Here is a 14,847-nt window from a genome sequence, read left to right on the forward strand (position 1 = left end):
CGTTTACAGCAGGGTCAAACGCCAAGCATGGCGTTCAGTTGATCGCGTTTGCCGTCCAGTTCCGCGGCGCTGAAGTGTTCGACGACCTGACCGTGTTCGATCAGGTAATGACGATCGGCCAGGGGCGCGGCGAAGCGGAAGTTCTGCTCCACCAGGACGATGGTGATGCCCCGGCGCTTGAGCGCCACCAGCACTTCGCCCAGGCGCTCGACGATCACCGGGGCCAGGCCTTCGGTGATCTCGTCGAGCAGCAACAGGTTCGCCCCGGTGCGCAGGATCCGGGCCATGGCCAGCATCTGCTGTTCGCCGCCGGACAGGCGCGTGCCCTGGCTTTTGCGGCGCTCGTGGAGGTTGGGGAACATGTCGAAGATTTCCTCCAGCGACATCCCGCCCGTGGCCACGGTTGGCGGCAGCATGAGGTTCTCTTCCACGTTCAGGCTGGCGAAGATGCCGCGCTCTTCCGGGCAGAACCCCACGCCGAGGCGGGCGATCTGGTGCGCGGCGGTCTTCACGGTCTCCTGGCCGTTGATGCAGATCGAGCCGCTGCGGCGGCCGACCATGCCCATGATCGATTTCAGGATGGTGCTGCGGCCGGCGCCGTTGCGGCCGAGCAGGGTGACCAGCTCACCGCGATTGACCGTCATGTCGACGCCGTGAAGGATGTGCGACTCGCCGTAGAACGCATGCACATTGGCCAGGCGCAGTTGTTCGCGTGGTGGATCAGGCAATTGAGACATGCCCAGCCTCCTTGCCCATGTAGGCTTCGCGTACCTGCGGGTTGGCCGATACGCTGGCGTAGTCGCCTTCGGCCAACACGCTGCCGCGGGCGAGGACGGTGATGCGATGGCACAGGCTGCTGACGACGCGCAGGTTGTGCTCGACCATCAACACCGTGCGGCCCACCGCGACCTTGCGGATCAGTTCAACCACCCGCTCGACATCCTCGTGACCCATGCCCTGGGTCGGCTCGTCGAGCAACATCACCTTGGGTTCCAGGGCCAGGGTCGTGGCCAGTTCCAGTGCGCGCTTGCGCCCGTAGGGCAGTTCGGCAGTCTTGTGCAGGGCGAAGTCCTGCAGGTCGACTTGTTCAAGCAGGTGCATGGCGCGCTGGTTGAGGTGGTCGAGGGAGTTGGCGGCTTTCCAGAAATGGAAGGAAGTGCCGAGCTCCCGTTGCAGGGCGACGCGGACGTTTTCCAGCACGCTCATCTGGCCGAACACCGCCGATATCTGGAACGAGCGCACCAGCCCCAGGCGGGCGATCCTGTTGGGCGCGAGCTTGCCGATGGCTTTTCCTTGATACAGCACCGCGCCGCGGGTGGCTGGCAGGAAGTGGGTCAGCAGGTTGAATACCGTGGATTTACCGGCACCGTTGGGGCCGATCAGGGCATGGATATGCCCCTCCTGCACTTGTAGATCGACCGAGTCCACGGCCGTGAAGCCATTGAACGCCTTGGTCAGCCCCCGGGTTTCGAGAATGACATTGCTCATCGCTGTTCTTCCTGCCTGGTGATGGTTTGCTTGGCTAGACAGTGCACATGCCGCATGTGCACGGGTCAGCCTTGATCGCTGGACGCGCACGCAAAGATCGAGCAGTCCGGCACTGCACGCAGGGATTTACGAGGGATATGAGTCATCATATTGTCATTAATGACGTCGATCCGGAATGTGACGGGATGGATGGATGACGTCATTTGTTTGGTTTGTCTCATTACAAGCACCTTTCTCACTGGATCTGATTGTTTTTATGGTGATGTGAAGGCTTTGTCGATGGAGCAGACAATACGCTCGGCGAATAATTAATGTCAATATGTTGTCCTTGTTTGAAGGGCGATATGCAGCCGACATCGCCCGCACTGCTTCGACTGTGAGGCCGCAGTGGTCGGGTCCTGCAATCAGGTAACCGTAAAGGAGGGGAGAGGCGATACGATGAAAGACGCCAGTCGACCTTGCGCCGACTGGCCGTGCTGATTTTTGCGGGGCGTCCGGCGTCGATAACGCCGGACAGGTCTTCAGCCCAGATCAGCGGCCTGATGCCGTTCAGGCACCTGGCTTGCCTCGTCCCCCCACGTGCGGTTGACGCGCTGGCCACGGAGGACCGCAGGCCGATCGGCGATTTCCTGCGCCCAACGCTGTACGTGGGTGTATTGGTGAGCCGATAGAAACTCGGCAGCCGAGTACACGTTGTTGCGCACCAACTGGCCGTACCAGGGCCAGACCGCGATGTCGGCGATGGTGTAACGGTCACCGGCCAGGTAAGGGCTTTGCGCAAGCCGGCGGTCGAGGACGTCCAGCTGCCGCTTGGTCTCCATCGTGAAGCGGTTGATCGGGTATTCGAACTTCTCCGGCGCGTAGGCGTAGAAATGCCCGAAACCGCCTCCCAGGTAGGGCGCCGAACCCATTTGCCAGAACAGCCAGTTGAGGGTTTCGGTGCGTCCTGCGGGATCGGCGGGCAGGAATTCGCCGAATTTCTCCGCCAGGTAGAGCAGGATCGAACCAGACTCGAAGACGCGAATCGGCGGCTCCACGCTGCGGTCCAGCAGCGCCGGGATCTTCGAGTTCGGGTTGATCTCGACAAAACCGCTGGAGAACTGTTCACCCTCGCCGATGCGGATCAGCCAGGCGTCGTATTCGGCGTCGGTATGCCCAAGTGCCAACAGTTCTTCCAGCAGGATGGTCACCTTCACGCCATTGGGCGTCGCCAGCGAATACAGCTGCAACGGGTGCTTGCCTGTCGGCAGCGTCTTGTCATGGGTCGGGCCGGCAACAGGGCGGTTGATATTGGCAAACTCGCCGCCAGAGGGCGCATTGTGTTTCCAGACCTTGGGAGGAACATAAGACGCTTTGCTCACGAGATGGACCCCATAGTGTGTAGTGATGGCGTTGACCGCTTACGATCGCTCAGGGTTGAAACAGTAAGTCGCGCGAGCGCTACGAGCAACTGCTGTCGATTTCGCAGCGTCTCGTTCGACTATGGGGCAGGGAATGCATTGGGGTCGACGTTCCCTGAACGAGAACTTTCACCAGGACGAATCAGGAGAAGCGTATGCGCAAGCTCATCGTTGCCGCGTTCATCAGCCTTGATGGCGTGATTCAAGCACCCGGCGGGCCGGATGAAGACACCAGCGGCCAATTCCGTTTCGGTGGCTGGATAGTGCCTTACTCGGATGAGGTTTCTGGCCAGGCCATACGGGATCTGTTCTCACAACCCTTCGAGTTGCTGCTGGGGCGTCGTACCTACGACATATTCGCGGCGTACTGGCCGCAGATAAACGCCGGGGCGCACAACTACATCGCCGATCTGTTCAACGCCGTGCCCAAGCAGGTGGCCACCCATCACCCCGATACGCTTGAATGGCACAACAGCCATGCACTGCAGGGCAACCTCGTCGACGCCATACGCACGCTCAAGCAACAGGACGGCGCCCACCTGTTGACCCAGGGCAGCGCCGATCTGGTGCGCCAACTGCTGGCAGCGGGGTTGGTGGACGAGCTTCGGCTGATGACGTTTCCCGTCGTCCTCGGGCACGGTAAGCGTCTGTTCGATGACAACGCACAAGCTTGCGCCTTCACGTTGGCGCATTCGACCAGCACTCCTGGCGGCGTGTTGATCAGCCGTTACGTGCGCAGCGGCGAGGTGCGCACGGGATCGTTCAACGATGTTGAAACCTAGCGAATACCGGTCCCCGCCATGGACTCCGGCACCCACTGCGCCGTCGACAACGGCTCGATGTAGCGGATGCCGCCATGGGGGCCCACCACGCCATTGATGTTGTAGGTGCCGCGCGACAGGTCGTACGTCATGAACGGGGTGGCATCCGGGACTTGCTTGTCATAGCTCTGGCTGAAGAACGCGAAGGAGCCACGATACAGCTGGCCTCTGGTGTCGTACTGGTCGGAGGCCACTGCGGCCCAGGTATCTTCATCCAGGTAAAAGCGGCGCTTCTGGTAGATGTGCTTGGCGCCGGGCTTGAGATTGCCCTCCACCACGTAGACCCGGTGTTTTTCCCAGCGCACGTAATCCGGGGCAATAAAGTCGGGGGTGGTCAGGGATTTGGCTTCGCGGGCGTAGGTGAGTTTGTAGGTGTTGTAGGGCACGATCATTTCCTGCTTGCCGACCAGCGTCCAGTCGTACAACTCGAGTGCACGGGCGGTGCCGGGGTTGGGCGTGTCGTAGGCCAGGATCGAAATCTGTTTGACCCGGCGCTGGGCGGGCAGGTACTGCCAGGCACGGCCAGGAAACTCGGTGGCGTTGGTGGCGTTCTTGAGCATGATCGACTCGCCAGCTCGGCGTGCAGGCCCGGTATAGGACAGCTTCAACTGATAATAAATGTCCGAGCTGCTGAACGGCTTCGACATGTTCTCGTAGATCGGGAAGGACACATAGGCCTCGCCGGTGACCGCCAGGCTCGGTACGCCCGCCGTGTCGACGCTCCAGGAGTCGTACTTGGAATGGATGTTGACGCCCTGGTAGCGCAGCAGGAAGTTCCACATGGCTTCGGCGCCCGACTGCGGGATCGGGAACGGCACCCCGGGCATTACATTGTCGATGGCCGTTCCGCCGTCGAGGGCGCGGGCGTTGGTGGCATTCGTGCGGCTGTTGTCCAGCACCGCCTGTGGCAACGAAGCGGTGCGGTGGGTCGGATACACGTCGACGCGAAAGCCGGGGTAGCGCCGGGCCAACGCGACGGTGGTGGCGGTCAGCATGCCTTTGTAGGCATCGACGTTCTTGCCGTTGATCACCAGCAGCGGTTTTTCGTGGGCAAAGGGGTCCGGGCGCATGCTGTCGCCGGCCTTGAAACTGGAAGGGGCTGTGGTCAGGCCACCGCTGTAAGGCGGAATGGAGCCGTCGGCATTGCCGGCCTGCTCGGCACCCACTCCCGTCAGGCTGGTGCCCAGCCGGGCGGCTTCCTGGCTCGATACATAGGCTTGGGCATCGATGGCCAGCCCCACGAGGGGGATGGCGGCCAGAAGACTTTTCACGAATTTCATCTTGTTATGCTCCTGCCAGGCGTACCAGGCAACTCGTGACTCAGAGGCCACGGTTGCATCCGTCGGCGCAATTGCCAGAGTTTGTAGCGCTATTAAAAAGCCTGCGAACGGGGGGCGCTTCGCATTTGACGACAGTTGCTTGGCTATTGATGACAGGGCCAGAGATTTGGCGAGGATGTGGAACCTGTTGGCCAGTGAGACGTCCGGGACCCACTCCACACGGGTGGGGGCGTGGAGGTGAAGGCGGATTATCCTTCAGGCCTCATAAAACCCGCACGTTCTGCAAGGGTGGGGCGAATTCGAAGAGGTGTCTGTCGTGAACCGTTGTTTATCCACTCTGGCCGGTAGCAGTCGCAAGCTTGATGGTGGCGTGATGTTCGGCAATACGCCGCGGCAGTTGTGGGCTGACTGGATCAAGCCTGACCAGGACAACCTGGTGGACCTGGCCTCGCGAGGCCTGTTGGTGCAGCAAGGGGGCAAGAATATCCTGGTGCTGGCCGGTGCCAGTGCCTTGCTGGCGCCGCTGCGGCGGACCTGCAGCTGCCAGAAACATCCCCCGGGATTGCTCGACAGCCTGGCGCAACAGGGGCTGGCCGAAGGCGACATCAGTGCGGTGGTGTTGACGCACTTGCATGCGCAACTGACGCCCGAACTGAGTGCGGCGATCGAAGAGGGCAATACACCGCGCTTGCTGTTTCCTGCTGCACATTACATTACCGGGGAGCGCCATTGGTCCCGTGCGCTTCACAACCATCCCCATGATCGCGCCTTGTTCGTCCGCCAGATCGTGCGCAGGCTGCAGGGCAGTGGTCGGCTGGTGCTGGTCGATGACGCGCGCTGCGATGAGCTCGGTGACGGTTGGCAGTTCCACTTCAGCGATGGTTACACCCCAGGACAATTGATCCCGGAAATCGCCATGCCCGGCGGGCCAGTAGTGTTTGCCGGCGACCTGATACCCGGAACCCATTGGTTGCGCCTGGATGTGACGACGGCCAACGATCGCAATCCGGAAGGGTTGGTGGGGGAGAAAGAAAGGTTGTTGGACCACCTGGTGGCCAGCGGTGGGCGCCTGGTGTTCTCCAGTGATCCGCAGATTGCGATGATCAAGATCATGCGTGATCGACATTCGCGTTATCAGGCGTTTGATACGTACACCACGTTGAGCCGTTTTGAGTGTTGATGGTTTCTCTCGCCCTCTGTTGCACCGCGTTATCGTTCTTCGCTTGTAGGAGCCAGCGGTGCGGCGGTCCGACTTGCCGGAGAACCAGACGCCGAGGTGTGTCTGCTGCACCGCGTTATCGTTCTTCACTTGTAGGAGCCAGGCTTGCCGGCGAACCGGGCAACGCGGTCTGTCTGGTGAACCGCGTTACCGTTCTTCGCTTGTAGGAGCCAGGCTTGCCGGCGAACCGGGCAACGCGGTCTGTCTGGTGAACCGCGTTATCGTTCTTCGCTTGTAGGAGCCAGGCTTGCTGGCGAACCAGGCGCCGCGGTGTGTCTGGTGACCCGCGTTATCGTTCTTCGCCGGCAAGCCTGGCTCCTACAGGTGAACCAGGCGCTGTGGTGTGTCAGGTGAACCGCGTTATCGTTCTTCCGATCGACAAGGACCCACGGTGGTCATCCCGGAGCGAATCGGATACTGGCCGGTGATGAACGCCGCGCGACCGGCCGTGCAGGAGGGCTGCCCTTAGTGATCGGTGAAGCGGATGCTCTCCAGCGCGCGGCGCAAGGATTCAGGTAGCGCCACTGGCCGGCGCGTCACGCGGTCCACATAGACGTGGACGAAATGGCCCTGCGCCGAAGCCTCGGTGTTGTCGTTGGCGAACAGCCCGACTTCATAACGCACGCTTGAATTACCCAGGCTCGCCACGCGCAGGCCAGCGCGCACCAGGTCGGGGAAAGCGATGGAGGAAAAATAACTGCAATGGGTATCGACCACCAGGCCGACCGCAGGACTGCGCTCGAAGTCGAGCACGTCCTGCTCCAGCAGCCAGCCGTTGACCACGGTGTCGAACCAGCTGTAATAGATGACGTTGTTGACGTGACCGTAGACGTCGTTGTCCATCCAGCGGGTGGTGATGTCCCTCAGGTAGGGATAGGCGTTGCGTTCCTGCGGTACGGGTTTGCCCATGGCCTCAAGCCTCCTGCTTCATGCGGCGCACGCGGATATCCGCCTGCTCCTGTGCACTCAAGGGCTGGATGCTATCGGCGCAGCACCGGCATGGGCTCCCCCCAAAGAGAGGGGGGGCGAGCGGATCGCCCTGCAGATAGCCTGTGCAAAATGGCGAAAAGCAGTGGACGTATTCCACTCTGAAGGAGTCGATATGCGCAGTTCGGACATGGCCGCTCCTGGCCTGGACACCAATGACGACATTGTGCTCAAACTGCCGGCCAGGCCGCGCAAGCAACCGAAGCAGGCACGTTCGGTGGCCCTGGTCGAAGCCTTGAAAACAGCCGGGCGCGACGTTCTTGAGCGGGAAGGGCGCGAAGCGCTGTCGATCTATCGTCTTTCCGAGTATTCCGGGGTGGCGATCAGTTCCATCTACGAATATTTCCCCACGATCGAATCGCTGATCGCCGGCATTTTCGAGGATTACCGCGCCGATACCCGCCAGCAGATCATCGTCGACATCCACGCACTGCCGGCCTCGGCGACGCTGTATGACGGCATCGAACTGGTGTTGCGCACGGGTCTTGCAGCCCTGCATCGCTGGGAGAAAATCGACTCGCAGTTGAGCATCAAGGCCGCTTACTACGCCGAGCTGGTGCGCCTGGAGATCGTCAAGCCGGAGCGTTTCTGGATCTCGAAGGTCATGCCAGCCCTGGTGCAGCGATTTTGCGACGAGGTTCGGGTGCGTGATCGCGAGAAGGCGGGCTTCCTTGCCTACCAGGCGGTCACGGCGTTGCCCCGTGCGCTGCTGATCGAAAAACCGGACTACCTGCTGGAAGAGGACACCGTGCGCATGCTGGCGCGCATGCTCCATGCCTTGCTGACGACGGCAGATGCGCAGTGACGTCGCCAACGCAGACAAACACGTGCCTACCCGCTTCGAGGGGGCAGGGCGGGCGCAAGTCGTCCTAAGGTGGCGTAAAGGCGTGCATCGCCAGAGCCCATCTTTAGGAGGTAATTGAATGATCCCGCGCACTCTCTTCGATCATGAACATGAAGCGTTCCGCGATAGCGTGAAGCGTTTTCTCGCGCAGCAATGCACGCCGTTCCATGAACAGTGGGAAGAGGACCATCGGGTTCCCCGGCAGGTCTGGGAGCGCGCCGGTGAACTGGGCATGCTCAACGCCACGACCCCGCAGGAATATGGCGGCCTGGGCCTGGACCGACGCTTTTCGATGATCGCCGTCGAGGAAGTGGCCCGCGCCGGGCTTTCCGGCTTGAACGGCTTCAACGTGCACGACATCTGCGCCGGCTACCTGATCAACTTCGGCACCGAAGCACAGAAACAGCAATGGCTGCCGAAAATGGCCAGCGGCGAAGTCATCTCTGCCGTGGCCATGACTGAACCCGATACCGGCTCCGACCTGCAAGCGGTCAAGACCCGCGCCGTGCTCGACGGCGATGACTACGTGATCAACGGGGCCAAGACGTTCATTTCCAATGGCACCAACAGCGACCTCATCGTGGTGATTGCCAAGACCGGCAATACCGGCAAAGGCTCGCGGGACATCTCGCTGATCCTGGTGGAGGCCGACCGGGTCGGCGTGACCAAGTCCAAGCCTCTGCGCAAGGTCGGCCTGCATGCCCAGGACACCACCATGCTGTTCTTCCAGGACGTGCGGGTGCCCAAGGCCAACATCCTGGGGGGCGAGCCAGGCCAGGGGTTCTACCAGTTGATGAAGGAGCTGGCCTGGGAGCGCCTGAGCATCGGCATCCTGGCCATTGCCGCAAGCCAGGCGGTGCTCGAGCAGACCATCGCCTACACCCGCGAGCGCAAGGCCTTCGGCACGCCGATCATCGAATTCCAGAATTCGCGCTTCAAGCTGGCGGATCTCAAGACCGAAATCGTCATCGGGCAGACCTACACCGATCGCTGCATGGAACTCATCCTGCAACACGAACTGAGCCCGCAGGCAGCAGCGGCGGCCAAATTGTGGTGCACCGAGCTGTATTCCAGGGTAGTGGATCAGTGCGTGCAGCTGCACGGCGGCAACGGCTACATGCTCGAGTACCCGGTTGCCCGGCATTACCTGGACAGCCGCGTCAACCGCATCTACGGCGGCGCCAACGACATCATGCGCGAACTGGTAGCGCGAACCCTCTGAATCGGCCTGACACCTGCGGATGTACCCAGCCCCTTGTAGGAGCGAGCCTGCTCGCGATGGTCGTCAACGATTACGCGGGAAGCCTGACACCCCGCGGCGTTCCCGGGTCCATCGCGAGCAGGCTCGCTCCTACAAGGTACCCCCCCCCTCGATTGTGGGGGGTGGGTTGTCTGTTTTCCCCGCCACAATCCTGCGCGCAACCATGACACTCGCTGTCTTTTAGCGGTGTTCGGGTAAATAATCCGACCATCGCCAGAACGTGGCCACACCTCGCCGATCCGTCGTGCAACGCGCGCCACGCTGTTGCGGCGGATTTGCCGGGATCGGAGACCAGGCAGGACATGCATACCGACAAGCTGCTCGTATCGACGAAATTCGCTCCACCGCGCATTGGTACCCAGACCATCCTGCGCGAACGCCTGCTCGAGGATCTGCGCGGCATGGCGCAATGCCGCGTGGGCCTGGTGACCGGCAGCCCCGGTTTCGGCAAGACCACGCTGCTGGCCCAGTGGCGGCAGGTGATGATGCGCTCCGGGGCGGAGGTCGCCTGGCTGGCACTCAGCGCCGATGACAAGCACGTGCCGATTTTCTTCGCCTATCTACGCGGTGCATTGCAGCGTCTTGGCATCGTCCTGGACAGCGGTGTGCCGCTGGAAGGGGCGCGACCGGAGTTCATCGACGAGGTGGTGGCGACCATCGTCGAAGGGGCCGCCAGCATCAACAAAGAGTTGTTCCTGGTGATCGATGACTACCAGCACGTCAGCGACCCGCGCTCCCATCAGCTCATGCAGAAGCTGCTGGACCACAGCCCCGAGAACCTGCACTTCGTCATCTCGTCCCGGGTAGGCCCGCCGCTGAGTTTCAGCCGGCTGCGCCTGAGCGGGCAGTTGCTGGAACTCGATTGCGCCGCCTTGCCGTTCGATCTGGCCGAATCCCGCGCCTTTCTCGAACAGAGCCTGGCGGCCTTGAAGCTCAGCCCCGAGGAATTCCATCAGATCCACGAGCTCACCAGTGGTTGGCCCGCCACGTTGCAACTGGTGATCATCCTGCTGCGCAGCGACCCCGACTCGCGCGGTGCCCTGCGTGAAATGGGCTGGCGTTCCGACGACCTGCAGAGCTACCTGGCCGAAGACGTCATGGCCCATCTGCCGCCCGAGTTGGCACAGTTCATGGAAAGCGTGAGTATTTGCCGGCGCTTCAATGCCTCCCTGGCGCAAGCGATTACCGGCGTCAACTCGGCGCAAGCCATGCTCAAGCGCCTGGATGAAGAAAACCTGTTGATCTTTCGCGTCGAAGCCGATGACCGTCAACCGTGGTACCGCTTTCATGCGCTGTTCGGTGATTTCCTGGCTACGCGGCTCGCGCGTCGCGACAGCGCAGCGCTGACCGAACTGCACAATCGGGCCGCCCGCTGGTTCGCCGAGCGCAAACTGCTGGCCGAGGCCGTACGCCACGCCACCCTGGCGGGCGACCTGGATTTCGCTGCGCAACTGATCGAAAGGGCAGCCCCGGCCACCTGGAGCCTGAGTCAGCTCAGCCCGCTGCTACGCCTGCTCGATCGCTTGCCACAGGACATCCTGTTTTCCCGGCCGCGCCTGTTCTTTCTCGGGTGCCTGGCCTATGCACTCACGGCTCGCCCGGCCAAGGCCGAGGTGTGGCTGGAGCAATTCCATCGCAGTGGCGCGGCGCAGCACGCTGACGTCGCCTATCGACTGCCGCTGGTGCAGGCGGCCATCGAAGTGCAGCGTGATCGCACCGAGCCGATCATTGGCTTGCTCAAGGATTTCCAGGCATTGCCGGATGACTATTCCGTAACGCGTTTCGGCGCGCCGGCGCTGCTGACCATCGCTTACCTGGCGGCGGGACGCATCGAGGAAGCGCTGCAGTGCCTGGATGACAACCCCATCCCGGAAGCCGAGCGCAATGGCGAAATGGCGTTGGTGGCCGAAGGCGCCCGCACCCTGTGTTACCTGCAGGCCGGCCAGATGCGCGAGGCCGAGCGGATCGGCTCGGCACAACTGGCCCGCGCGGTGTCAGTGCACGGGCACCGTGCCGCCAGTGCCTATCTGGGCGCTGCCACGCTCGCCGAGGTCTACCGCGAGGTGGACCGTACCGACGAAGCGCGGGAGATCCTCGCCAACCGCAATGGCCTGCTGCAATGGGCCATGCCCGACACCATGCTGCGTGCGACGATCTGTCGGGCACGCCTGGACCTGCTCCAGGACAGTGCCGCCGTGGCCATGGCCTTTCTGGAACGCCAGGAACGGCACTTTCGCACCATCAACCAGGATCGCGCCCTGGCGCATTGCCTGGCCGAGCAGGCCCGCATCGCCTTGCTGGAGAACGACAAGGAACTGGCCGCCGACCGGGTCGCCAAACTGCAGGTACTGGCCGAAAAACACCGCGAGTCCCCGGGCTTCCAGGCAGACATCCCGGCGATCGCGGCGCTGGCGCAAGCGCGTCTGCTGCTGGCCACCAACTACCCGGACAAAGCCCTCGCAGCCCTGGCGATCCTGGGCTCCTACGCGAAGAAGTTCAGTCGCGGGCAATTGTTGGTCACCGGCCAGTTGCTCCAGGCGTGCGCAAAAGGCGACCTGCTGCAGCCGGAACAGGCGCAAGCGCACTTGCTGGAAGCCTTGTCCCTGGGCCGCCGCCTGGGGCTGGTGCGCACCTTCCTCGACGAAGGTGAGGTGCTGCGCAAGATGCTCGTGGCACTGTCGAGCAAGCCGCTGCCCAGTGAGGATGAGGTTTACTTGAAAGGGCTGCTTGAGCGCTTTGGTCCTGGAAACGTCGGTCGTTCCAGCGAATCAGCGGCCAATGGCGCTTCTTCAATGCTCACGCCACGGGAGCTGGCGATCCTGGAATTGATCAGCCAGGCGATGGCCAACAAACGGGTGGCCTTGACACTGAACATCTCGCTGGAAACGGTGAAGTGGAACCTGAAAAACATCTACGCCAAGCTGGGAGTTTCGAGTCGCTATGACGCGGTGTCGTGGGCGCGCAAGAATGGGTTGATTGAGTGATGCCTACAGGCTTGTTTCACAGACAGAACACTAGCAGTTCTGCTAGTAGGCAGCGCTGGCCAATTGCGCGAGAGTAGTCGCCTGAAGCAACGGACCTTTCAGCGAGCCCGCCCCCATGCGAACGAACCGCGAAACCCCGCTCTGCCGCTACCACTACGACGCACTGGATCGCCTGGCCGTGTGTACGCCAGCGGAGCAGGCTAGCACCGGGCGCTTCTATCAGGAAAACCGCCTGGCCACCGAGATCCAGGACTGGGTGCAGCATTCAATCTTTCAATCCGACAATCAATTGTTGGCGCAGCGCCAGCGTCAGGGTGGCACAGTAGCAACAACCTTGCTCATCACCGATCAACAACGCTCGGTGTTGAACGCACTCGAGGCAACGCCACCTCGCTCTCGCGCCTACACACCTTACGGCCACCGCCCTGTGGGAAACGGCTTGCTCAGCCTGCTCGGTTTCAACGGCGAACGGCCGGATCCGGTGACAGGGCATTATCATTTGGGTAATGGCTATCGCCAATTCAACCCCGTGCTGATGCGGTTTAACAGCCCGGACAGTTGGAGTCCATTTGGGAAGGGGGGAATCAATGCTTATGCCTATTGTGCAGGAGACCCAATCAACAGGGCGGATCCAACGGGGCACGTATTGGATGCACTCGTGAAAACGTTGCAAAGTAAAGCCAAACTCACTCCGTCGGGTTCTCAGTTTATAAGTGATTTAAAGAAAATGGATAAAGCATTGGGCGGCAGTGAAGCAGTAATGAAAGCGGCAAATTCGAAAAAAAAAGTGACTCCTGAGAGCTATCTCTTCAATAAAACCGTCAACAAGCACCTGAGTGATAAATTAGCGGACATAAATACCTATCAGAATCAGATTGCCAAGGCCGCCAACGCTAATATTGTAATGGACGCTAGCTCTAATATCTCAGTAGAGGTAGAGAGGTATTTTCGATTCAAGGAATGGGTGTCCACTTATGATCTAGTGAATAATAAAGCGTGGGCAAGAATGCAGTCGATGTCAACTGATATTTTGGCTGTCGAGAGTAAAAGTAAACAAATGGGTATTGATAGAATAGTGGCCTTGGCGAACATTGCTTCGGCCTCTCCAAAACCAACCGACGCCGTTAGGAACATCCGAAAGTAATGGCTGCAAATTAGCCGCGCTATTGATTGTTCGCTGGACAAACAGTGCAACATTCAGCGCTTTTACTGCAATGGCCAACAAACCTGTGGCCCTGACACTGAACATCTCGCTGGAAACGGTGAAGTGGAACCTGAAAAACATCTACGCCAAGCTGGGGGTTTCGAGTCATTATGACGCGGTGTCGTGGGCGCGCAAGAATGGGTTGATTGAGTGATGCCTACAGGCTTGTTTCACAGACAGAACACTATCAGTTCTGCTAGTAGGCAGCGCGGGCCAATTGCGCGAGAGTAGTCGCCTGAAGCAACGGACCTTTCAGGGAGCCCGCCCCCATGCGAACCAACCGCGAAACCCCGCTCTGCCACTACTACTACGACGCACTGGATCGCCTGGCCGTGTGTACGCCAGCGGAGCAGGCTAGCACCGGGCGCTTCTATCAGGAAAACCGCCTGGCCACCGAGATCCAGGACTGGGTGCAGCATTCAATCTTTCAATCCGACAATCAATTGTTGGCGCAGCGCCAGCGTCAGGGTGGCACCGTAGCCACAACCTTGCTCCTCACCGATCAACAACGCTCGGTGTTGAACGCACTCGACGCAACGCCACCTCGTTCCGTCGCCTACACACCTTACGGCCACCGCCCTGTGGGAAACGGCTTGCTCAGCCTGCTCGGTTTCAACGGCGAACGGCCGGATCCGGTGACAGGTCATTATCATTTGGGTAATGGCTATCGCCAATTCAACCCTGTGTTGATGCGGTTTAACAGCCCGGACAGTTGGAGTCCATTTGGGAAGGGGGGAATCAATGCTTATGCATATTGTGCGGGAGACCCAATTAACAGGACGGATCCAACGGGGCACGTATTAAAACGAGTCGTGAATATAGTGGCTCAGAATGATGCATTCAGGATCGATGGTAACTTTGTTGCTACATTAAAGTATGTTAAAGAAGTGTTGGGTGGCACTAAAAAAATAAATAAAGCGGCAGCTAAGGCTCGCATTACCCCTGATACGTATCTATTCAGTAAAGCCGTCAATGAGGTGATGGACGGCTCATACGAATCTTTCAGGGGATACAAGAGAATGATTGATAGATCGACCAATATTGGTGAGGTGATCCATAGAAATTCTTTGGCCGCAGTAAAAACAAGCAAACTTCAAAGGTTTGAGCGTAAGCTAAAAAAACATACTATGCTTCTTGATGCGGAAACTCGTGCTAGACGGAAAGTGTGGGAGCGCGAATTTAGGCGTTGGGGTGCAGAAACTCAACAAGTGGCTCAAGATAAAATCATGGAATTAACGAGAGCTCAGTCTGACCTTCTGCCTCCTTATTCAACACACCATCCTTTCGCGCCTCCACCACCAAGTGACACCGCTAACAACATCCGACAGTAATGACTACCCACGAGATGCACAATCGACT

At 60.2% G+C, this 14,847-nt stretch carries 13 protein-coding genes; 8 read left to right on the forward strand and 5 right to left on the reverse strand.

All coding sequences use genetic code 11. The features are described 5' to 3' along the window. Nucleotides 1-14: 14 nt before the first annotated feature. The 3 genes from HFK74_RS15370 to yghU form a co-directional block, all read right to left on the reverse strand. Nucleotides 15-737 carry an ABC transporter ATP-binding protein gene (locus HFK74_RS15370; protein ID WP_180204247.1) on the reverse strand — a complete coding sequence of 241 codons (723 nt, stop codon included), beginning with the start codon at nt 735-737 and terminating at the stop codon, nt 15-17. Further along, nucleotides 721-1,488 carry an ABC transporter ATP-binding protein gene (locus HFK74_RS15375; protein WP_180204248.1) on the reverse strand — a complete coding sequence of 256 codons (768 nt, stop codon included), beginning with the start codon at nt 1,486-1,488 and terminating at the stop codon, nt 721-723. Before HFK74_RS15375 ends, HFK74_RS15370 begins: the two co-directional genes overlap by 17 nt. Before the next feature lie 521 nt (nt 1,489-2,009). Next, nucleotides 2,010-2,849, reverse strand: coding sequence for a glutathione-dependent disulfide-bond oxidoreductase (gene yghU / locus HFK74_RS15380; RefSeq protein WP_180204249.1), 840 nt, complete (start codon nt 2,847-2,849; stop codon nt 2,010-2,012). Nucleotides 2,850-3,043: 194 nt separating this feature from the next. Between yghU and HFK74_RS15385 the strand changes: the two genes are divergently transcribed. Beyond that, entirely contained in the window at nt 3,044-3,670 is a 627-nt protein-coding gene (locus HFK74_RS15385; protein WP_180204250.1) for a dihydrofolate reductase family protein, read from the forward strand. Here the strand turns inward: HFK74_RS15385 and HFK74_RS15390 are convergent. After that, nucleotides 3,667-4,989 carry a DUF1329 domain-containing protein gene (locus HFK74_RS15390; RefSeq protein WP_180204251.1) on the reverse strand — a complete coding sequence of 441 codons (1,323 nt, stop codon included), beginning with the start codon at nt 4,987-4,989 and terminating at the stop codon, nt 3,667-3,669. The two genes, HFK74_RS15385 and HFK74_RS15390, sit on opposite strands and share 4 nt — an antisense overlap. A 316-nt stretch (nt 4,990-5,305) precedes the next feature. On the opposite strand from HFK74_RS15390, the gene HFK74_RS15395 reads away from it, so the two are divergent. After that, complete coding sequence (locus HFK74_RS15395) at nt 5,306-6,169, forward strand: MBL fold metallo-hydrolase (RefSeq protein ID WP_180204252.1); 864 nt, start codon at nt 5,306-5,308, stop codon at nt 6,167-6,169. 504 nt (nt 6,170-6,673) lie between these two features. Here HFK74_RS15395 and HFK74_RS15400 read toward each other — a convergent pair. Then, entirely contained in the window at nt 6,674-7,117 is a 444-nt protein-coding gene (locus HFK74_RS15400) for a thioesterase family protein (RefSeq protein WP_180204253.1), read from the reverse strand. A gap of 193 nt (nt 7,118-7,310) precedes the next feature. Between HFK74_RS15400 and HFK74_RS15405 the strand changes: the two genes are divergently transcribed. From HFK74_RS15405 to HFK74_RS15430, 6 genes are all read left to right on the forward strand, one after another. Further along, complete coding sequence (locus tag HFK74_RS15405; protein ID WP_180204254.1) at nt 7,311-8,000, forward strand: TetR/AcrR family transcriptional regulator; 690 nt, start codon at nt 7,311-7,313, stop codon at nt 7,998-8,000. A 118-nt stretch (nt 8,001-8,118) separates the two neighbouring features. Beyond that, nucleotides 8,119-9,261, forward strand: coding sequence for an acyl-CoA dehydrogenase family protein (locus tag HFK74_RS15410; protein ID WP_180204255.1), 1,143 nt, complete (start codon nt 8,119-8,121; stop codon nt 9,259-9,261). A 341-nt stretch (nt 9,262-9,602) separates the two neighbouring features. Then, the gene (locus tag HFK74_RS15415; protein ID WP_180204256.1) at nt 9,603-12,284 is read left to right on the forward strand and encodes a LuxR C-terminal-related transcriptional regulator; all 2,682 of its coding nucleotides are present in this window, start codon (nt 9,603-9,605) and stop codon (nt 12,282-12,284) included. A gap of 115 nt (nt 12,285-12,399) precedes the next feature. Further along, entirely contained in the window at nt 12,400-13,428 is a 1,029-nt protein-coding gene (locus tag HFK74_RS15420; RefSeq protein ID WP_180204257.1) for an RHS repeat-associated core domain-containing protein, read from the forward strand. A gap of 70 nt (nt 13,429-13,498) precedes the next feature. After that, entirely contained in the window at nt 13,499-13,642 is a 144-nt protein-coding gene (locus HFK74_RS15425; RefSeq protein ID WP_180204258.1) for a helix-turn-helix transcriptional regulator, read from the forward strand. 115 nt (nt 13,643-13,757) lie between these two features. Further along, entirely contained in the window at nt 13,758-14,819 is a 1,062-nt protein-coding gene (locus HFK74_RS15430) for an RHS repeat-associated core domain-containing protein (RefSeq protein WP_180204259.1), read from the forward strand. Nucleotides 14,820-14,847 lie beyond the last annotated feature (28 nt).

It is taken from the genome of Pseudomonas sp. SbOxS1, assembly GCF_013416725.1.
Lineage (GTDB): Bacteria > Pseudomonadota > Gammaproteobacteria > Pseudomonadales > Pseudomonadaceae > Aquipseudomonas.

Excerpts from the sequence above, each read along its gene's own strand:
- HFK74_RS15370 (WP_180204247.1), bottom strand. The coding sequence starts at position 737 with ATGTCTCAATTGCCTGATCCACCACGCGAACAACTGCGCCTGGCCAAT.
- HFK74_RS15375 (WP_180204248.1), bottom strand. The coding sequence starts at position 1,488 with ATGAGCAATGTCATTCTCGAAACCCGGGGGCTGACCAAGGCGTTCAAT.
- HFK74_RS15385 (WP_180204250.1), top strand. The coding sequence starts at position 3,044 with ATGCGCAAGCTCATCGTTGCCGCGTTCATCAGCCTTGATGGCGTGATT.
- HFK74_RS15390 (WP_180204251.1), bottom strand. The coding sequence starts at position 4,989 with ATGAAATTCGTGAAAAGTCTTCTGGCCGCCATCCCCCTCGTGGGGCTG.
- HFK74_RS15400 (WP_180204253.1), bottom strand. The coding sequence starts at position 7,117 with ATGGGCAAACCCGTACCGCAGGAACGCAACGCCTATCCCTACCTGAGG.
- HFK74_RS15405 (WP_180204254.1), top strand. The coding sequence starts at position 7,311 with ATGCGCAGTTCGGACATGGCCGCTCCTGGCCTGGACACCAATGACGAC.
- HFK74_RS15410 (WP_180204255.1), top strand. The coding sequence starts at position 8,119 with ATGATCCCGCGCACTCTCTTCGATCATGAACATGAAGCGTTCCGCGAT.
- HFK74_RS15415 (WP_180204256.1), top strand. The coding sequence starts at position 9,603 with ATGCATACCGACAAGCTGCTCGTATCGACGAAATTCGCTCCACCGCGC.
- HFK74_RS15420 (WP_180204257.1), top strand. The coding sequence starts at position 12,400 with ATGCGAACGAACCGCGAAACCCCGCTCTGCCGCTACCACTACGACGCA.
- HFK74_RS15425 (WP_180204258.1), top strand. The coding sequence starts at position 13,499 with ATGGCCAACAAACCTGTGGCCCTGACACTGAACATCTCGCTGGAAACG.
- HFK74_RS15430 (WP_180204259.1), top strand. The coding sequence starts at position 13,758 with ATGCGAACCAACCGCGAAACCCCGCTCTGCCACTACTACTACGACGCA.